Here is a 16,143-nt window from a genome sequence, read left to right on the forward strand (position 1 = left end):
CTATTATAATAAAGAACCAGTCTCAATATCGAAGCCGAGCTCGAAATGCTGCAAATTTGACCCCAGCCGTTCACGTCACACCGCGGTTTTGAGCCTCATGGACCAGAAGGGACACGCGCGGCCTCTAGCTCGGCCAGGAGTGTCCCCAACTGCCACTCATTTAAGTACGTCCCCAATGAGTGCCCAATGACTACCCGCAGCAAGGAGTGTCCCTATGTGTCGGATGAAAAATGGGCCATGTGTCCCAGTTGTGGAGACTCCTTGAGCCGTCTGGGTATCGCGAAGGATCGCGCACTCCCCCATCATCAAAAGTGACACACGCTACCAGTTGATGGGAGGCAGCCATGGGCTTCTTTGACAAGATGTTCGAGAAGAAAGAGTGCGCGATTTGCGGTACCGAGCTGGGACTTCTAGGTAAGACAAAAATCAATGAAGGCTACCTGTGCAAAGAGTGCGCCGGCAAGCTCTCCCCCTACTTTCACGGCTATCGCTCCAGCACCGCGGACGAAATCCGTGAGCAACTCGCCTACCGCGAGGCCAACGCCGAACGCCTGTCTTCGTTCAACCCCACGCGCACGCTTTCTGCCGGGCGCACCAATATTATGCTCGATGAGGACGCGGGCCTGCTGATCATCACTTCGCAGAGCCGCTGGCGCGACGCCAATCCCGACATCATCGAGTTCTCGCAGGTACTCGGCTGCGATATGGATATCGACGAGCATCGCACCGAGATCTATCGCGAGACCAAGGACGGCGAGCGCGAGAGCTACAACCCGCCGCGCTACGACCTGGATTACGACTTTAATCTGACCATCCACGTCAACACGCCGTACTTCACCGAGATCAACCTGCGCGTGAACGACTCCACCATCGATCAGCGCGGCTCCATCGAATATCGCGAGGCCAAGCGCCAGGCAACCGAAGTCCGCGATGCGCTGGTGCAGCTGCGTCAGAAGACACGCGACAGCGTCGTGGCCGCCAAGGCCCCCAAGACCGCGGTGACCTGCCCCTTCTGCGGAGCCACCACCATTCCCGATGCCAGTGGGCGCTGCGAATACTGCGGCGGCGCCATCGGCGCATAGCCCCCGGCACGGAAAGGACCGATCATGGCCTTCGAGAGCGTTAACTATCAGTGCCCTGCCTGCGGTGGCCCCTTGCATTTTGCAAGCGCCGAGCAAAAGCTCGTCTGCGACTACTGTGACTCGCGCTTTGAAGTCGAAGAAGTCGAGGCCCTCTATCGCGAGCGCCAGGACAAGGCAGACGCCAAAGCCGATGCCGCAGCCGCAACGCCAAAGCCCGTCGCCGACGACGCGGTGCAGGAGCTCGCCCAAAACGCCGGCTACATCTGCTCGTCGTGCGGCGCCGAGCTCGTGTCCGACGGCACCGTCGCCGTCACCACCTGCCCGTACTGCGGCAACTCCGCCGTGGCGCCCGGCCAGCTCTCGGGCGACTTCTCGCCCGACCTGGTGATTCCGTTTAAGCTCGGGCGCGACGACGTCACAGCCGCACTCAAGGAACACTACAAGGGCAAGATCTTGCTGCCCAAGAGCTTTGTCACCGGCAACCACATCGACGAGGTCCAAGGTGTCTACGTACCGTTTTGGCTCTACGGCGCCCGCGTTGACGGCGAAGTGCACTTCGACGCGACCAACGAGACCGTGACCGAGGAATCCGACCGCACCGTCACGACCACCGACCACTACGATGCCTATCGCAAGGGCAATATCTCGTTTAAGCGCGTGCCCGTCGACGGATCATCCAAGATGCCTGACGGCCACATGGATGCCATCGAGCCGTTTGACTACGACGCGCTGCGTCCGTTCTCGGTCGCCTATATGCCCGGCTACATCGCCAACCGTTACGACGAGGACTGCGAGACCTGCAAGGCGCGCGCCGAGCGCCGTATGGAAGAAAGCACGATCTCGGCCCTGCGCGAGACCGTCGTCGACGAATACGACGATGCTACGGTCGAAAGCAAGCAGCTCGACTACACCTGGGAAGACAGCGACTACGCCCTGTTCCCCGTCTGGATGCTCTCCACCTCGTGGAACGGCAAGAGCTACCTGTTTGCCATGAACGGCCAGACCGGCCGCTTGGTCGGCGAGCTTCCTTGCTCCAAGCCCAAGCTCGCTATCGCCTCGGTGCTGTTCTTTGTGATCGGATTTGTCCTCTCCCAGATTCTCTTTATGGGGGAATACGCCTTCGATCCGGATTACCTCACCTTTGATATCGAGGGCATCCTCATCAACATCGTCGCGCCGCTGATCATCGTGGTCATCGCAGACGTGCTGCTGGTGGGCCAGCTCAAGACGGCCAACGAGGCCACCCACGCCGATTGCTACTGTGGCGAGCTCGACCTGACCGAGAAGCACGACACCATCAGCCACACCGAGACCACCGTTGTCATGAAAGACGACAAGGACGACTAAGCAATCCAACCAATACCACCCGGCCTTTGACGAGAAAGGAAGATCACCATGGGACTCTTGAAAGCTGGATTGGGAGCTGCCGGCGGCGTCATGGCCGACCAGTGGAAGGAATTTATCTACTGCGAATCGATGCCTGCTGACGTCTTGGCCTGCAAGGGCAGCAAACGCACCGGTGGCCGCAGCTCCAACACGCGCGGCGAGGACAACGTCATCTCCAACGGCTCGGTCATCGCCGTCAACGACGGCCAGGGCATGCTCGTGGTGCAAAACGGCAAGATCATCGAAGTCGCGCTGGAGCCCGGTGAGTTCGTCTTCGATACCGGCAGCGAGCCGAGCGTCTTTAGCGGCAACCTGGGCGATTCCATCAAGGAGACCTTCGCCAATATCGGCAGCCGCTTTACCTTTGGCGGCGACGCGGGCAAGGACCAGCGTGTCTACTTCATCAACACCAAGGAGATCATCGGCAACAAGTACGGCACCGCCTCGCCCGTGCCCTTCCGCGTGGTCGATAACAACATTGGCCTGGACGTCGACATCTCCGTGCGCTGCAACGGCGAATATTCGTACCGCATCACCAACCCGCTGCTGTTCTACACCAACGTATGCGGCAACGTGACCGATAGTTACACGCGCGACAAGATCGACAGCCAGCTTAAGTCCGAGCTGCTCACCGCCCTGCAGCCCGCCTTTGCCAAGATCTCGGAGATGGGCATCCGCTACAGCGCCATCCCCGGCCACACCACCGAGCTCGCCCGCGCGCTCAACGAGGTCCTCTCTGCCGACTGGCGCGACCTGCGTGGTGTCGAGATCGTGAGCTTTGGCGTCAACTCCATCGCCGCCTCGCAAGAAGACGAGCAGATGATCAAGGACCTGCAGAAAGCCGCGGTTATGCGCGATCCCACCATGGCGGCAGCCAACATCGCCAGCGCCCAGAGCGACGCAATGCGCGCGGCAGCCGCCAACCCCAACGGCGCGATGGCAGGCTTTATGGGCATGGGCATGGCAGGTGGCATGGGCGGCATGAACGCCAGCCAGCTGTTCGCCGCCGGCCAGGCACAGCAGCAGGCCGCCCCGCAGCCGGCTACGGCACCCGCCCCGGCTCCTGCCGCCGCGCCTGCGGCTGGCGCATGGACCTGCAGCTGCGGCGCCACCAACACCGGCAAGTTCTGCCCCGAGTGTGGCAGTCCCGCACCCGCCCCGGCACCGGCCAAGTGGTTCTGCCCCAACTGCGGCAGTGAAAACGGCGGCAAGTTCTGCAGCAACTGCGGAACGCCCAGGCCCTAGCCCCTCTATCTGGTAATTGGCGGGGGATCCGCCACCCCCGCATTTGCTTCTATGGGTTTCGTTCGATAAAGGAGGACACCATGAAGACAACGTTCAAAAAGTCCGTACTCGCATTCCTGACATGCGTCCTGGCGCTCGCCTTTGCCCTGACGGGCTGCAGCGGCGGCGGCAAAGACCCCAAGGCCAACTTCGTTGGCAGCTGGGAACTCTCGGGTGGAACCGTGGATGGCGAAGAGCTGACCGATGAGTACATGAAGATGCTCGAGGATTGGGGTGTCCACTGTGTTCTGATTCTCGATGAGGACGGTACAGGTGCCCTCGACCTGTTCCTTGAAGTCATGGACCTTAAATGGGAGGCAAAGGACGTCACCACCGTAACCATCACCGCCGAAGACGAGTCGCATGACATGAAGCTCAAGGACGGCAAACTCATCCTCGAAGAAGATGACGGCAATCTTGTCTTTACCAAGTCCGACAAGGACCTGTCCGGTACGGTGAAGAAGGATCGCGAGGCGGCCGAGAAGGAAGAAGAGATCGATGAGGCCGTCGAAGACGAAGATGTCCAGAGCGTCGAAATCTCCCCCGCCGTCACCGTCGCCGATGACGATCTGTGCACCATCACCATCACCGAGAAGTTCAAGGACGACTGGGGCGACATCGGCTTTGTCGTCAACATCACCAACAAGAGCGACAAGGACCTGACCTTCTACGCCCCCACCGGCAAGACCAACGTCAACGGCACCATGAAGGAAGCCTGGTTCTCGGCTCACCTGATGCCCGGCACCAACGCCACCGAAGAGTTCACCTTCTCGAACGGCACACTCGATAGCCTTGACGACCTCGTCAACACGACCATCGGCATCGATGCCTACCTGACCGATTCCTACGAGGACGTCGCCTCCTACAGCGCAACCATCGCGTAACGGCAGACACCGATAGCCGCGGATTGGCGGACACATCCGCGCACATGCCAGACGGGGCCGCAGGAGTTGATCCTGCGGCCCCGCCGCTTTATGCCGATGCGTAACGAGCGCTAGCGCTCCATGTTGGGAACGATGCTGCCCTCCGTTACTGCGCGCACGGCCAAGCGCATGATGTTGTCGTAGCCGGTCTTATTGAGAATCTCCGAGATGCGGCGTTTGATGGTGCCCTCGCTCATAAACAGCTCGGCCGCGATCTCGCGGCGGCTTTTACCCTCGCAGGCAAGGCGCAAGATCGACAGCTCGACATCGTCGAGGGCCGCCGTGCCCGAGAAGATGCTCTCGGGCGGCTTGGGAAACGTGTAGTAACCCGCCAGCGTGGAGCGCATCACGGCGAATAGCTCGTCGATACCGACGTTCTTGTACACAAAGCTGTCGACGCCCGCCTCGCGCGCCTGGTCCACAAAGGTGATTTCGGGCATACCCGTCATGATAATGACGCGGCACTCGGGCAGTTGTTCTTTAATGCGCGCCGCCGCCACGATGCCGTTGGAATCATGCTCGGTGCATACGTCCATCAGTATCATGTCCGGGCGCCCCTTGAGCGCGACACCCAAGGCCTCGGAAGCATCGGCAATGGCGGAAACAACGGTCATATCGGGCTGGTCGCCGACGGAGCGCGCGAGGCTCTCGCGCAAGATAGCCTGGTCTTCGACGATTAACACGCGAATCATGAACTTCTCCTTTGGACCGTGGCGCTGGAGGCGAGCGGGATGGACACCGTAAGCGTGAAGGGCGGGGCGGTGTGGACTTCCAGGCTGCCGCCCAGATTCTGTGCGACATGCCTCATACCTGGGATACCCGTTCCCTCGCGATACGATACGGGTGCAGGCGCGCCGTCGTTAGAAACGACCATCCGCGCGACAGCGCCGTCTTCCGTCCCCTCCTGCCACAGGCGCACATGGACCCGATGCGCCTGTGCATGCTTGGTGGCATTGGTCGAGGCTTCGCGGATAATCTGCAAAAATGCTGCGGCGACACGCGCGTCGTTTGGCAGCTCGCCCTCCACATCGATCTGCACGCTCACCAGGCCAAAGGCATGGACGATATCGCCCAGTTGCTCTGCCGGTTCGGTGTCGCCTCCGCTGCGCAGATCGGCAGCGATTGAGCGCAGCAGCGGGTCGATCTGCTCGAGTGACTCATCGTCCAGGCGCCCCTCCTCCAGATAACGATGGAGGATGGACAGGCGCTGCCCGATCACGTCGTGCACGCGAGCGCGCATACGCAGATAGGCCGCATTGTCAGCAACTTTTTTGACTTCTTCGATCTGGGCTTGGAGCTCTTGGCCCGCAAGCTCAAGCAGGTGGTTGGCTTGCGCTAGGCGATCATGGGCATGCGCATACTCTGTTACATCCAGACCGATAATGCGCTCGAAGAGGCGGCCCGAAACCATAACGTCATCGTGCACGAACAAGCGAATCTCGGCGGGAGAAACCTCGACCACAACGCGCGCCTCACCAAAGCGGTCCAGATTAATCCGCACACGGTTCCTGCTGCTTTCGGGCATTTGCATGCTGAGTTTGCGCAGGTCGTTCCATGTACCGCTCATATCGCCTAGGTCGGTGGGCATATGAAGCTCCACCAGGTTTTTGCGCATGCAACGGTTCATGAGCAGCGGACGGCCCCTCGGGTCCAGATACAGGATGCCCACGGGAATCACGTTGATGGTCTCGATCGTCGAGAACATGGTGATATCCTCCTGGCGGTTGCGGACATCCATCAAGAGCGCCGCGATGGAACGGAACAGGAAGAACGCTCCCTCTGCGATAAGGACAACGGTCCACGCCGAGCCCATGGCAAAAACCACCGGCGGTGTAACGGTGACAACAAGCAGCAGCTCGACCAGCATGACGGGGCGACGATAGCGCACCATAAGCACCACGCCGTAGGCAAAGATCACGGCATTGAGCCACAACGCTCCGCCCATTGCCCTGGCGCAAACGTCAAGCGGCGCCACCAGATATGAGCCAGACGACGCGAACAAGATGAGCGCCGAAATAACTAGGTGAAGCACAAGGCTCGCCTCGTAGGCACAAATCACCTTACGGTTATAGGACGAGCGGCGCGATGCGATGAGCGGGACGTGGATCGTCTGCAGACACGCAGCCAGGGCAAAGACAACATCGAGCGCAACGATTTGGGGAAGAATGAGCGAAATCTGCATCGTCACTCACCCGCCCTCGGCATCAAGACGATCATGCGCAGCTGGCCGGGCTCGCCCTCAAGGCGGCATGCCACGTTGCGCCCTTGCAGAGCGCTATCGAGCTCTTGCGCAGCGGGCGTCTGCGAAAGATCTGCATCATCGTTGGAAAAAAGCGTGGCGCGTAGCTCGACACTGCATCGGTCATGGTCGCCCAAGTGATACATAAGCGCCGGATGGTCGGTGGTGTAGGCAAAAAACGCAAAGTCATACACGCAGTCGTACAGGGCGCTTACCGTACTGGCGTGCAACGGGCGCCGTATGGCGATAATCGAGGCGCAATCGATATCGATGGTGCGCAGGTCGCTTGCGAGCTCGTTGGCAATGAGCTGAATGCGGTCGCGATCAAAACCGCTCTCCCCGTGCTGTGCCAACGTGAGCGACCCCTTGCGCTTGCAATAGGCGACGAGCATCTTGGCGCGCTGCAGCATGCGGTAACGCTCGTGCGAAGACGATTCATCGGTCAACGGCGGCAGCGAGCTCAGCAGGTCGTACATCCCTTCGAGCGCGCGGGCAAGCGCCTGGTCCACGTCTTGGACCAGCAAGGTCTCGGCCTCTTGGTCTGCCAGGTGCGTCTTAAGGTCGTAGTCGGCGGCGAGCAGCTCATTTTGACGCTGCAGCTCCATACGACGATGTGCCAGTTCACGGTTAAGCTCGTTGAGATCCGACACGTCTTGGGCAAGCAGGGCCGATCCGCCCAGCAGTGGAAAGGCACGGTACATCACATCGGGATCGGACGCCACGGCAAAGGCATGGGCGCGGCTGTGCGCCTGGGTCCGCAACTCCTCGCGCACGCCTACCGGCATTGGCTTTGACACTGGCGTGGCATAGACTTCCTGCAGGTCGCGCGTTAGAACTTTGAGGTCAAGCGGCAAGGTGTCGAAAATGCCGGCGATGTCGTGATATGACGGAACGACACCGCAATCGAGACAGATTTCCATCGCCACCACGCACAAGACGCAATAGACGAGCGAGAAGTTGAGCCTCCATGCCCAGGGCACGCGCAACGCATATGAGATGGCAAAGAACGCGCCGCCCAGCAGCACGAGCGCCGCCGTGCCCGAGAAACGTTGGATGCGAAAGGACGAGGACCGGCCCACCAGGATAAAAAAGGCCACAAAGTTAAAGGCCGTCCACACGAGGACGGCGAAATAACCCCAGCCGTACGTGTAATCGTTACTCCAGGTGTCGCTTGTACGGTCAAAGTGGAAGACCTGCTGGTGAAAATCGTTGGTGAGCACAAATCCGATAAGCAGGATAGCCATAATCCACAGCGCAGCGCAGTAGCGGCGACCCAGGCGGTGTTGCTCCAGGCCCACAAGGCGCAGACCACACAACTGGTAGAGCAGCGGAATGAGCGTCATGGGCACGTAGTACAGGTACCACAGCACGGTGGCATAGAACGGCGTGAACGACTTGTACTTGAGAATGACTTCGATCATCCACAGGGCGCAGGTGGTGGCAATGGCAACAAGGCGGCGGCGCAGCACATAGTCCAAACAGCGCAGATAGACCGATACGCCCCAAATTGAAAATACAATTGCAGCGACAAGCAGCGGGAGAGAGCTCGAATGGACGAGCGCATCCACGACCTCTTCGGACACCTCGCCATAGGCTGGCACGGCGTTAGAAAGTTTGGGGTCGAAGGCGAACAGTGCCGGCAAGACTGCCAAAAGCATGAGGAACAGCGCGGTGATGGCGCCGGCGATAGCGAAGACGCGGTGACGGTACACCTGATGTGTTGTGCCAACAAGGAATCGCGGCATGGCGAAGAGCCTGCCGCCCCTGGGATCCGCCACGGGTGCGGATCGAGCGGCCGCGTTGCCAATATGTCGTGCGCGGGTACCCATAGTGCTTTTAGTGTACCGACAGGCAGGCTCAAAAAGCGGGCCACATGTCTCAAAATCCGCAGACGGCAAGGCGCCCGGCAGCCTCCCCCGTCTGGCACTTCCCGATATCCGCCCGCCCCAAACCACCGCAAAGGAGACAGGCACCTTTGTGGTGGTTTGGGGCGATGCGCTAGTCCACGGTGATGTCGAGATTTTTGCCGATGAGGCCTACGTAGCCGCCTTCGGCTGCCTTGGGGCTGTCAGCATGGCAGAGGACCCACTTGTCGGCCTTCCAGTAGCAGTAGCTGTCGCCGGCCGCAGGCATGTCGGCCGCGACCTCGGGGCGCGGGCCGTTGGTGCCGGCGGGCAGCGCCACCATCACCTGGAAGCCACCGTCGTCGACCATGCACGGCGTGTAGTGGAGCGTGGTGTTGTAGACTTCGACGACCGTACCCGCCGGCACGCGAAACGCCTTGACGCACGCGGTGTCGAGCTTGCCGTCCTCGATCTCCCAGCGATGCGCCACGAGCAGGATAAAGTCGCGAGCGCCCAGGTTGAATTCGCTCGCGCGGTGATACTCCAGGCAGTTGAGTCGTGTATTGTGGCCGTTGCACCAGCCGAGCTGGAAGGGACGGCCACCAAACATGAGAAAGCCAAGCTTGTCGGCATCCTTGACGTCCTCGAGCTCCGGCGCACTTGCAACGTACTTGCTGCCCTCGGGAATGGGCGTGGCAGAGAGCGCCTCGAGCACGGGCGACGTAAGCTCGGACGGAACGTTATCCCAAACGTTGCCATAGGACTTGAACTCGGGATCGTTGACAGAGTAGATATGCATGTTCGCTCCTGTTCGTTTATGTGACAGTATGAACATTATAGAACAAACATAAGCGATTTTAAACACTCGTCCCGACCACTCAGCAAAAAGGCACCCCCGCACAAGCGAAGGCGCCCAATGCGCGCGTTTTGGGCGATAAAGCCCTTATGCCTGCTGATAGTGCAGGTGTTTCTCGTCGATATCGGCCAGGTCGCGGTCGAGGTAACGGCGCGCGAGCCAGTTAGCCATGGGAAGGTTCTGGTCCAGGTAGTTGCCGCACTCCTCGGGAGCGGCACCGGGGACATCGCCCTCAAAGTCGGCGACAAACTCGAACAGCTCACGCACGAGCGGCAGGATCTCCTCACTCGTCACCTCGCCAAACACAACGAGGTAAAAGCCCGTGCGGCAGCCCATGGGGCCAAAGTAGACAATGCGGCCCGACCACTCGGCATGATTGCGCAAGAACGTTGCACCCAGGTGCTCGATGGTGTGGCACTCGGCGGTGTTCATGACCGGCTCCTTGTTGGGCGTGGTCAGGCGCAGGTCAAACGTGGTGACGGCAGCACCGGTCGCCGGATCGCGGTCGATGCGGCTCACATACACGCCGGGCTCAAGCAGCAGATGATCAACGGAAAAGCTGGCGATGCGCTCCATGGCAGATCCTCTCGATAGTCAAATTGGGACGGGGCTCTTTTAGCTGGTTCGAATGGTCGTACCAATCATACCAGTCAAAAAAGCCCCGTCCCAAAAAGACAACTTAGCCAAGGACACGGGCCATACGCGTCTTGAACTCGGACAGGAAGCGCGGAGCATCCACGGTCAGTGCCACAAGCGCGCTCTTGTCCGGATCGGACAGGCGGCGCTCATCGCAGATGGTGCGACCGCGGTACTCGCCCAGCAGATCAACACGCAGGTTGCAGCCGAGCGCACCTACGAGCGTGGGGTCGATCGCCACGGCAACGGCCAGCGGATCGTGCAGCGCACAACCACCCAGGTAGGGTGCGTTCATCTCGTACGAGCCAATGTAGTGCTCGACCATGCTCGCAAATGCGCAGCCCGCCATGGTGCCCGAGCCCGTCCAGCCGGCAATGTCGCGGCGTGTGAGCACCACGCGATGCGTCACGTCCAGACCCACCATGGTGAGCTTACGGCCCGAGCGCAGCACCGCGTCGGCTGCCTCGGGGTCGCTCGCCATATTGGCCTCGGCGCCCGCGCTCACGTTGCCGGGCACGGTAAGGGCGCCGCCCATCACGACCACGCGGCCGATGGACATCATCGCCGCCGCATCGCGCTCCAGGGCGAGCGCCAGGTTGGAGAGCGGGCCAGTCGCTACGTAGACCAGATCGGGACCATAGGTGCGCGCGGCATCGATCAGATAATCGACCGCAGCGTTGCCGTCGGCCGAGGTCGCCCCCAGCGGCTCGTAGGGCGACGCGGGCACGCTCGCGCCGCCGATGCCGTTCTTGCCGTGAATGAGCGCGGTGGACGCCGGCGGCGTATAGGGCTCAGTCGCCTGCAGAGGACGGTCGGCGCCCAGGTACACCGGCACCTCGGGACGACCCAGCAGATCGAGCACCGCCAGGCAATTGTGCGCCGATTGCTCGACGCGCACGTTACCAAAGCACGTGGTGATGCCCACGAGCTCCACCTCGGGGCTCGCGATGGCATAGGCCAGCGCCATCGCATCGTCCACACCCATATCCAGATCAAGGATCAGCTTCTTGATTGCCATTGTTCTACTCCGCTTCTCCGTCTTTATCGTTTAACCAAACCAATGTTCAACTTCGGTGCGCATGGGAATCGATTGCTGAGCGCCCAGGCGCGACACCGTCACTGCCGAGGCGCGAGCACCCGCGGCCATGCACTCAAAGAGCGGCAAGCCCTCTAGGTGAGCCGCCGCCAACGCGCCGATAAACGTATCGCCGGCGGCCGTGGTATCGACTACCGTACTCGAAAGTGCCGGCATGCGCAGCAGCTCACCGCCATCGCCGAGCGAAACCGAGCCGGCACCGCCCAACGTGATGACCGCAGCCCCGGCACCCTTGTCGAGCAGCGCATTGAGCGCGGTGACGCAACTCGCGTCATCCGTGGGCAGAATGCCCGTCAGCACCTGGCACTCGGTCTCGTTGGGACAGACCAGGTCGACCGCAGGCCAGACCTCCGCAGGCAGCTCGCAGGCGGGCGCTGGATTAAAGACCGTATAGAACCCCAGCTCGTGAGCGCAAACAAGCGCCTCGGCCGTCGCCGCAAGGTCGCATTCGCCCTGGGCGATAAAGACGCTTCCGGCAGCCGGGGCAATCTCGCTGGCGCCGCCGTCGAGCTCATGGGCCACCAGACGCCTCAGCGCGCAGGCAACGTCCGCGCCCGCAAGCGCATGGTTGGCGCCCGGTGACAGTATGATGCGGTTGTCGCCCTCGCAGCGAATGATGGTCGCCGTTCCCGTCTCCACGTCATCGCGATGCACTACAAAGTCACAGTCCACGCCGGCGCCTTGGAGCCCCGCCACGAGCGACGCGCCGAACGCATCGCGACCGACCGCGCCGATCATGTGCGTGCACGCGCCCATACGCGCGGCAGCTACGGCCTGATTGGCGCCCTTGCCGCCGGCGTTGGTGATAAACCCGCTGCCGCCGACGGTCTCGCCCGCACGCGGTATGCGCTCGCACGCCACCGAAAGGTCCATGTTCATGCTGCCGAACACCGCAACGATGCCGCGATCTGCCATGGAAACCTCCTCGTCCGCGGGCTTTGCACCCGCTGTCGGCCGTCAATCGTGTGCTCTCGCACCTCTATAACTTTAGTTCACTTTGATGTGAACGCGCGCTTGAGCTTGCGCCAGCAGCAAGCATTCACAGGAGCAGGCAGCTACAATGAAGGCGTGCTGATTATTCTCGTCATTGGATGATGTTTTATGGAACAACTCTCGCAATCGGGCTCGCGCGGTCGACGCCGCACGGGCAACGAGCCAGCGCCGCACGAACGCGTGAAGGGCGAACGCCGTGCCAACGAACCGCGACGCACCGCGAGCCCCCATCGCGCTTCTGCCAACAACGCGGGCCGCGCCAGCACTCCCGCCGCGGAGCAGACGCCTGCTCGGCCCAAATCCCGCTACATCCCTGCCCTTGACGGCCTGCGTACGCTTGCCGTTGTCGCAGTGGTGCTCTATCACCTTAACCTCACGTGGGCGCAGGGTGGCCTGCTTGGCGTCACGATCTTCTTTGTGCTTTCGGGCTATCTGATCACGCGCCTGCTACTCAACGAAGTCGCTAAGACCGGCCGCATCGACCTCAAAAGCTTCTGGATCCGCCGCATCCGTCGCCTGGTCCCCGCCGTGGTGACCGTCGTAGTGGTAACCTGCGCGCTGTGCACTCTCTTTAACCACGTGATGCTCACCAAGATGCGCCCCGATATCCTGCCGTCGCTGCTGTTCTTCAACAACTGGTGGCAGATTGCCCAAAACGTCTCGTACTTCAACGCCCTGGGCGATCCCTCGCCGCTTACGCACTTTTGGTCGCTCGCCATCGAGGAACAGTTCTACCTGGTTTGGCCCCCGCTGCTGCTCGCTATGGTATCCATGCACATGAGCAAGCCCAACACGCGCCGCGTGGTTCTGGGCTTGGCTGCTGTCTCCGCCATCGCCATGATGGTGCTCTATAACCCCGCCGCCGACCCCAGCCGCGTGTACTACGGCACCGACACCCGTGTGTTCTCGCTGCTGCTGGGTGCCTGGATGGCCTTTATCCCCGATCGCGACCTGGCGCCGGTGCGTCTCGCTCGTCGTTTGGGGCTCGACCGCTTGGTCGGGGCCGCCAAGCACGGCAAGAACGCCGAGGGCAAGCCTGGCGAGAAGGCCGACGAAGCAGCCGAGACCACCCCGGCTCAGCCGAGCGCCCTCGCGCGCTTTTGGTCCTCGCCCGCATCCATCGATGTGTTGGGCATCGCGGGTCTGGTTGGCCTTGCCGCCATGGTCGCGCTCACCAACGGCTACACCGCGTTCCAGTATCGCGGCGGCACGCTGCTGTGCTCGATCCTCACGCTCATGGTCATCGCGGCCTGCGTGCAGCCCCAGGGAATGGTTGCCCGCGCGCTGTCCGCCGAGCCGCTCGTGTGGGTTGGCAAGCGCTCATACAGCATCTACCTGTGGCACTATCCGCTGCTGTTGCTCATGAACCCGGTCGCCAACATCAACGATACACCGTGGTGGCAGTACATTTTGCAGGTGCTGTTGGTGGTCGCCGTGGCAGAGTGCTGCTATCGCTTTATCGAGACGCCGTTTAGAAAGGGCGCCTTTGGGCGCACCGTATCCGAGTTCCGCGACGGCACCACCGCGCCCGCCAACTGGGCACGCGCGCACGTCCCTGTCTGCGCAGCCTGCGCTGTCGTGTTGGTCGTTGCACTGGGCGGCCTGATCTTTGTGCCCGAGACGTCTGCGCTGAGCGGCGAGGGCGCCGAAGTTCTGAACAAGGAAACCAAGAACACCGCGCCCACCGACCAGCAGGCGGCCGACGACACCGACAAGGACAACGACGGCTTCCCCGATGGCTCCTACGATCTGCTTATGATCGGCGACTCCGTGTCGCTGCGTGCCGTGGACACCTTTGACGGCGTGTTCCCGCACAGCCATATCGATGCCGAAAAGGGCCGCCAGTTCGATGCGGGCCGCGCGACATTTGAGGGCTATATCCAGCAGAACCTTGCCGGCAAGATCGTGGTCTTTGCTCTGGGCACCAACGGCTTGGTAACCGACGACCAGATCGACGCCATCATGGCCGATGCAGGAGATAAGCGTATTGTGGTGTTTGTGAACACGCGCAGCCCGCAGCCGTGGGTTGGCTCTACCAACCAAGCCATCGCCAACGCCGCTACGCGCTACAAGAACGTACGCGTTATCGATTGGTACGGATACAGTGCCAACCGCAACGACCTGTTCGATGGCGATGGCACGCACCTATCGACCACCGGCGTGACTGAGTACCTCAACTTGATCCACGATGCCGTCAAGAAGGACCTGCCCGTACACCCCGAGGATCACGTCAACGATCCGCAGCCGGCAGCCGTCAAGTCTGCCACCGACGCACTCGTCAATGCGCTCGCTCTCAAGCCGCACAAGCTGGGCACCGACAAGTAACCTGCAGCGCAAACTTCCCACATCCGGAGGGGGTGTCTGCCACGGCAGACACCCCCTCCGGCAGTTAGGGACACTCCTGGCGCAGCCAATGAAGACCTCTACGGATGAATTCCAGGCCGCTCCGGGTAGCGCGCAGAGATGTGGTGTAAGAGGCGGGGCATGACCCGCCTCTTCCCTTTCTTGAAAGGGAGGGGACACCGCCTAGAATTCGTCGTTGGAGTAATGAAGGTGACGAATGGAAGGAAAGGCGATGCCCCAAGAAGAGAGTGTACTGCGCCTCGGCCGCGACGAGGCCCTCGAGGCGGCGAGGCTTTGGCAGGAGTGCGGCGACGCGCGCGAGTTCGCGTGCAGGGTGCTGGGCGGCGTGATGAACGCGCTGATGGACTCCGAGGCCCAGCAGATGTGCGGCGCGGGCCGCAACGAGCGCAGCGACGGCAGGGAGAACAGCCGCAACGGCTACCGCCCCAGGTCGCTCAAGACCGCCGTGGGCGACGTGGAGCTCGAGATACCCAAGCTCAGGCACGGCACCTACTACCCCGAGGGCATGCTCGCGCGATGGTCGCGCGTCGACACCTCGGTGGCCGCCCTCGTGCAGGAGATGTACGTGTGCGGCGTGTCCACCCGCAAGGTCGAGCGCGTGGCGTCCAGGCTGGGCATATCCTCGCTGTCGAGCTCGGAGGTCTCGAGCCTCTGCTCCGACCTCGACGCCGAGGTGGCGGAGTTCCGCCGCCGCGACCTGTCGGCCACGCCGTGCTGCTACCTGTGGCTCGACGCCACCTACATGAGCTGCAGGGTCGGCTCGTCGGTCGTCTCGCAGGGCGTCGTGACCGCGATCGGGCTGGGCGCCGACGGGCGCAAGCACTTCCTGGGCTGCGACGTGGTAGACACCGAGAGCGAGGACTCCTGGGCGGCGTTCCTCGGCGGGCTGCGCGAGCGCGGGCTGGCCGGAGTTCGCCTCGTGGTCTCCGACAGCCACGCCGGGCTCGTGGCCGCCGTCTCGCGCCTGTTCCAGGGCTGCGCCTGGCAGCGCTGCGTGACGCATCTGCAGCGCAACCTCCAGAGCGCCTGCTCGGGCAGGCCCGAGGACTCCAAGGCGGCCGTCAGGGACCTCGTGCACGCCGCGGTCTACCAGGACGACCCCGACCTCGCGCGCTGCGTGTGGGCCGAGGCGGCGCCCTGGGTGGCGTCGGTGTCCGCCAGGGCCGGCGAGGTCTTCGAGCAGGCCGAGGACTCCGCGCTGGCGTTCACGGCCTTCCCCAGGGCGCACTGGGCCAAGCTCCGAACCAACAACGTCCAGGAGCGCGCCAACCGCGAGATCAAGCGCCGCTACAGGGTCGTGCAGTCCTTCCCCTTGTTAGCGTCAATATAATTTTCACCATTTCCACCAACGCATTTTCGCCAATCGCGCCAACGCGGATACGCCGGATTCGCCAACGCGGATGTGCCGCTTTCGGCGCCTAGGCGCCCTCCTCCTTCCCG

General features: G+C 62.1%; 13 protein-coding genes. 6 read left to right on the top strand and 7 right to left on the bottom strand.

All coding sequences use genetic code 11. The annotated features are described in order from the left end of the window. The first annotated feature begins 344 nt into the window (after window positions 1–344). The 4 genes from AAAV44_RS06450 (at window position 345) to AAAV44_RS06465 (ending at window position 4,636) form a co-directional block, all read left to right on the top strand. A complete protein-coding gene (locus AAAV44_RS06450) occupies window positions 345–1,082 on the top strand; it encodes a DUF4428 domain-containing protein (RefSeq protein ID WP_349115063.1) in 738 nt (245 codons plus the stop codon). A gap of 24 nt (window positions 1,083–1,106) precedes the next feature. Further along, window positions 1,107–2,429 (top strand): hypothetical protein, encoded by a 1,323-nt coding sequence (locus AAAV44_RS06455; RefSeq protein WP_349115064.1) that lies wholly within the window; start codon window positions 1,107–1,109, stop codon window positions 2,427–2,429. A 48-nt stretch (window positions 2,430–2,477) separates the two neighbouring features. Further along, window positions 2,478–3,713 carry an SPFH domain-containing protein gene (locus AAAV44_RS06460; protein ID WP_349115065.1) on the top strand — a complete coding sequence of 412 codons (1,236 nt, stop codon included), beginning with the start codon at window positions 2,478–2,480 and terminating at the stop codon, window positions 3,711–3,713. Window positions 3,714–3,793: 80 nt separating this feature from the next. Next, on the top strand, window positions 3,794–4,636 hold the full coding sequence (locus AAAV44_RS06465; protein WP_349115066.1) for a hypothetical protein: 843 nt from the start codon (window positions 3,794–3,796) through the stop codon (window positions 4,634–4,636). A gap of 110 nt (window positions 4,637–4,746) precedes the next feature. On the opposite strand, the gene AAAV44_RS06470 is transcribed toward AAAV44_RS06465, so the two are convergent. From AAAV44_RS06470 to AAAV44_RS06500, 7 genes are all read right to left on the bottom strand, one after another. Further along, a complete protein-coding gene (locus tag AAAV44_RS06470; RefSeq protein ID WP_349115068.1) occupies window positions 4,747–5,367 on the bottom strand; it encodes a response regulator transcription factor in 621 nt (206 codons plus the stop codon). Further along, window positions 5,364–6,857 carry an ATP-binding protein gene (locus tag AAAV44_RS06475; RefSeq protein WP_349115079.1) on the bottom strand — a complete coding sequence of 498 codons (1,494 nt, stop codon included), beginning with the start codon at window positions 6,855–6,857 and terminating at the stop codon, window positions 5,364–5,366. The genes AAAV44_RS06470 and AAAV44_RS06475 overlap by 4 nt, the downstream gene beginning before the upstream one ends. Before the next feature lie 2 nt (window positions 6,858–6,859). Further along, window positions 6,860–8,659, bottom strand: a complete 1,800-nt coding sequence (locus tag AAAV44_RS06480) for a histidine kinase N-terminal 7TM domain-containing protein (RefSeq protein ID WP_349115070.1) — start codon at window positions 8,657–8,659, stop codon at window positions 6,860–6,862. Window positions 8,660–8,912: 253 nt separating this feature from the next. Next, the gene (locus tag AAAV44_RS06485; RefSeq protein ID WP_349115071.1) at window positions 8,913–9,557 is read right to left on the bottom strand and encodes a DUF4867 family protein; all 645 of its coding nucleotides are present in this window, start codon (window positions 9,555–9,557) and stop codon (window positions 8,913–8,915) included. Window positions 9,558–9,701: 144 nt separating this feature from the next. Next, window positions 9,702–10,190, bottom strand: a complete 489-nt coding sequence (locus AAAV44_RS06490) for an S-ribosylhomocysteine lyase (protein WP_195521906.1) — start codon at window positions 10,188–10,190, stop codon at window positions 9,702–9,704. Window positions 10,191–10,293: 103 nt separating this feature from the next. After that, window positions 10,294–11,268 (bottom strand): nucleoside hydrolase, encoded by a 975-nt coding sequence (locus tag AAAV44_RS06495; protein WP_349115073.1) that lies wholly within the window; start codon window positions 11,266–11,268, stop codon window positions 10,294–10,296. Between the two features lie 30 nt (window positions 11,269–11,298). Beyond that, window positions 11,299–12,261, bottom strand: a complete 963-nt coding sequence (locus tag AAAV44_RS06500) for a ribokinase (RefSeq protein WP_349115075.1) — start codon at window positions 12,259–12,261, stop codon at window positions 11,299–11,301. Window positions 12,262–12,447: 186 nt separating this feature from the next. On the opposite strand from AAAV44_RS06500, the gene AAAV44_RS06505 reads away from it, so the two are divergent. Beyond that, window positions 12,448–14,664 carry an acyltransferase family protein gene (locus tag AAAV44_RS06505; protein ID WP_349115076.1) on the top strand — a complete coding sequence of 739 codons (2,217 nt, stop codon included), beginning with the start codon at window positions 12,448–12,450 and terminating at the stop codon, window positions 14,662–14,664. Window positions 14,665–14,914: 250 nt separating this feature from the next. After that, on the top strand, window positions 14,915–16,033 hold the full coding sequence (locus AAAV44_RS06510; RefSeq protein ID WP_349115078.1) for an IS256 family transposase: 1,119 nt from the start codon (window positions 14,915–14,917) through the stop codon (window positions 16,031–16,033). Window positions 16,034–16,143: the final 110 nt, after the last annotated feature.

The organism is Collinsella sp. CLA-AP-H1, assembly GCF_040092945.1.
Lineage (GTDB): Bacteria > Actinomycetota > Coriobacteriia > Coriobacteriales > Coriobacteriaceae > Collinsella.

Excerpts from the sequence above, each read along its gene's own strand:
- AAAV44_RS06510 (WP_349115078.1), top strand. The coding sequence starts at position 14,915 with ATGCCCCAAGAAGAGAGTGTACTGCGCCTCGGCCGCGACGAGGCCCTC.
- AAAV44_RS06450 (WP_349115063.1), top strand. The coding sequence starts at position 345 with ATGGGCTTCTTTGACAAGATGTTCGAGAAGAAAGAGTGCGCGATTTGC.
- AAAV44_RS06465 (WP_349115066.1), top strand. The coding sequence starts at position 3,794 with ATGAAGACAACGTTCAAAAAGTCCGTACTCGCATTCCTGACATGCGTC.
- AAAV44_RS06500 (WP_349115075.1), bottom strand. The coding sequence starts at position 12,261 with ATGGCAGATCGCGGCATCGTTGCGGTGTTCGGCAGCATGAACATGGAC.
- AAAV44_RS06460 (WP_349115065.1), top strand. The coding sequence starts at position 2,478 with ATGGGACTCTTGAAAGCTGGATTGGGAGCTGCCGGCGGCGTCATGGCC.
- AAAV44_RS06485 (WP_349115071.1), bottom strand. The coding sequence starts at position 9,557 with ATGCATATCTACTCTGTCAACGATCCCGAGTTCAAGTCCTATGGCAAC.
- AAAV44_RS06475 (WP_349115079.1), bottom strand. The coding sequence starts at position 6,857 with ATGCAGATTTCGCTCATTCTTCCCCAAATCGTTGCGCTCGATGTTGTC.
- AAAV44_RS06490 (WP_195521906.1), bottom strand. The coding sequence starts at position 10,190 with ATGGAGCGCATCGCCAGCTTTTCCGTTGATCATCTGCTGCTTGAGCCC.
- AAAV44_RS06455 (WP_349115064.1), top strand. The coding sequence starts at position 1,107 with ATGGCCTTCGAGAGCGTTAACTATCAGTGCCCTGCCTGCGGTGGCCCC.
- AAAV44_RS06470 (WP_349115068.1), bottom strand. The coding sequence starts at position 5,367 with ATGATTCGCGTGTTAATCGTCGAAGACCAGGCTATCTTGCGCGAGAGC.
- AAAV44_RS06495 (WP_349115073.1), bottom strand. The coding sequence starts at position 11,268 with ATGGCAATCAAGAAGCTGATCCTTGATCTGGATATGGGTGTGGACGAT.
- AAAV44_RS06505 (WP_349115076.1), top strand. The coding sequence starts at position 12,448 with ATGGAACAACTCTCGCAATCGGGCTCGCGCGGTCGACGCCGCACGGGC.
- AAAV44_RS06480 (WP_349115070.1), bottom strand. The coding sequence starts at position 8,659 with ATGCCGCGATTCCTTGTTGGCACAACACATCAGGTGTACCGTCACCGC.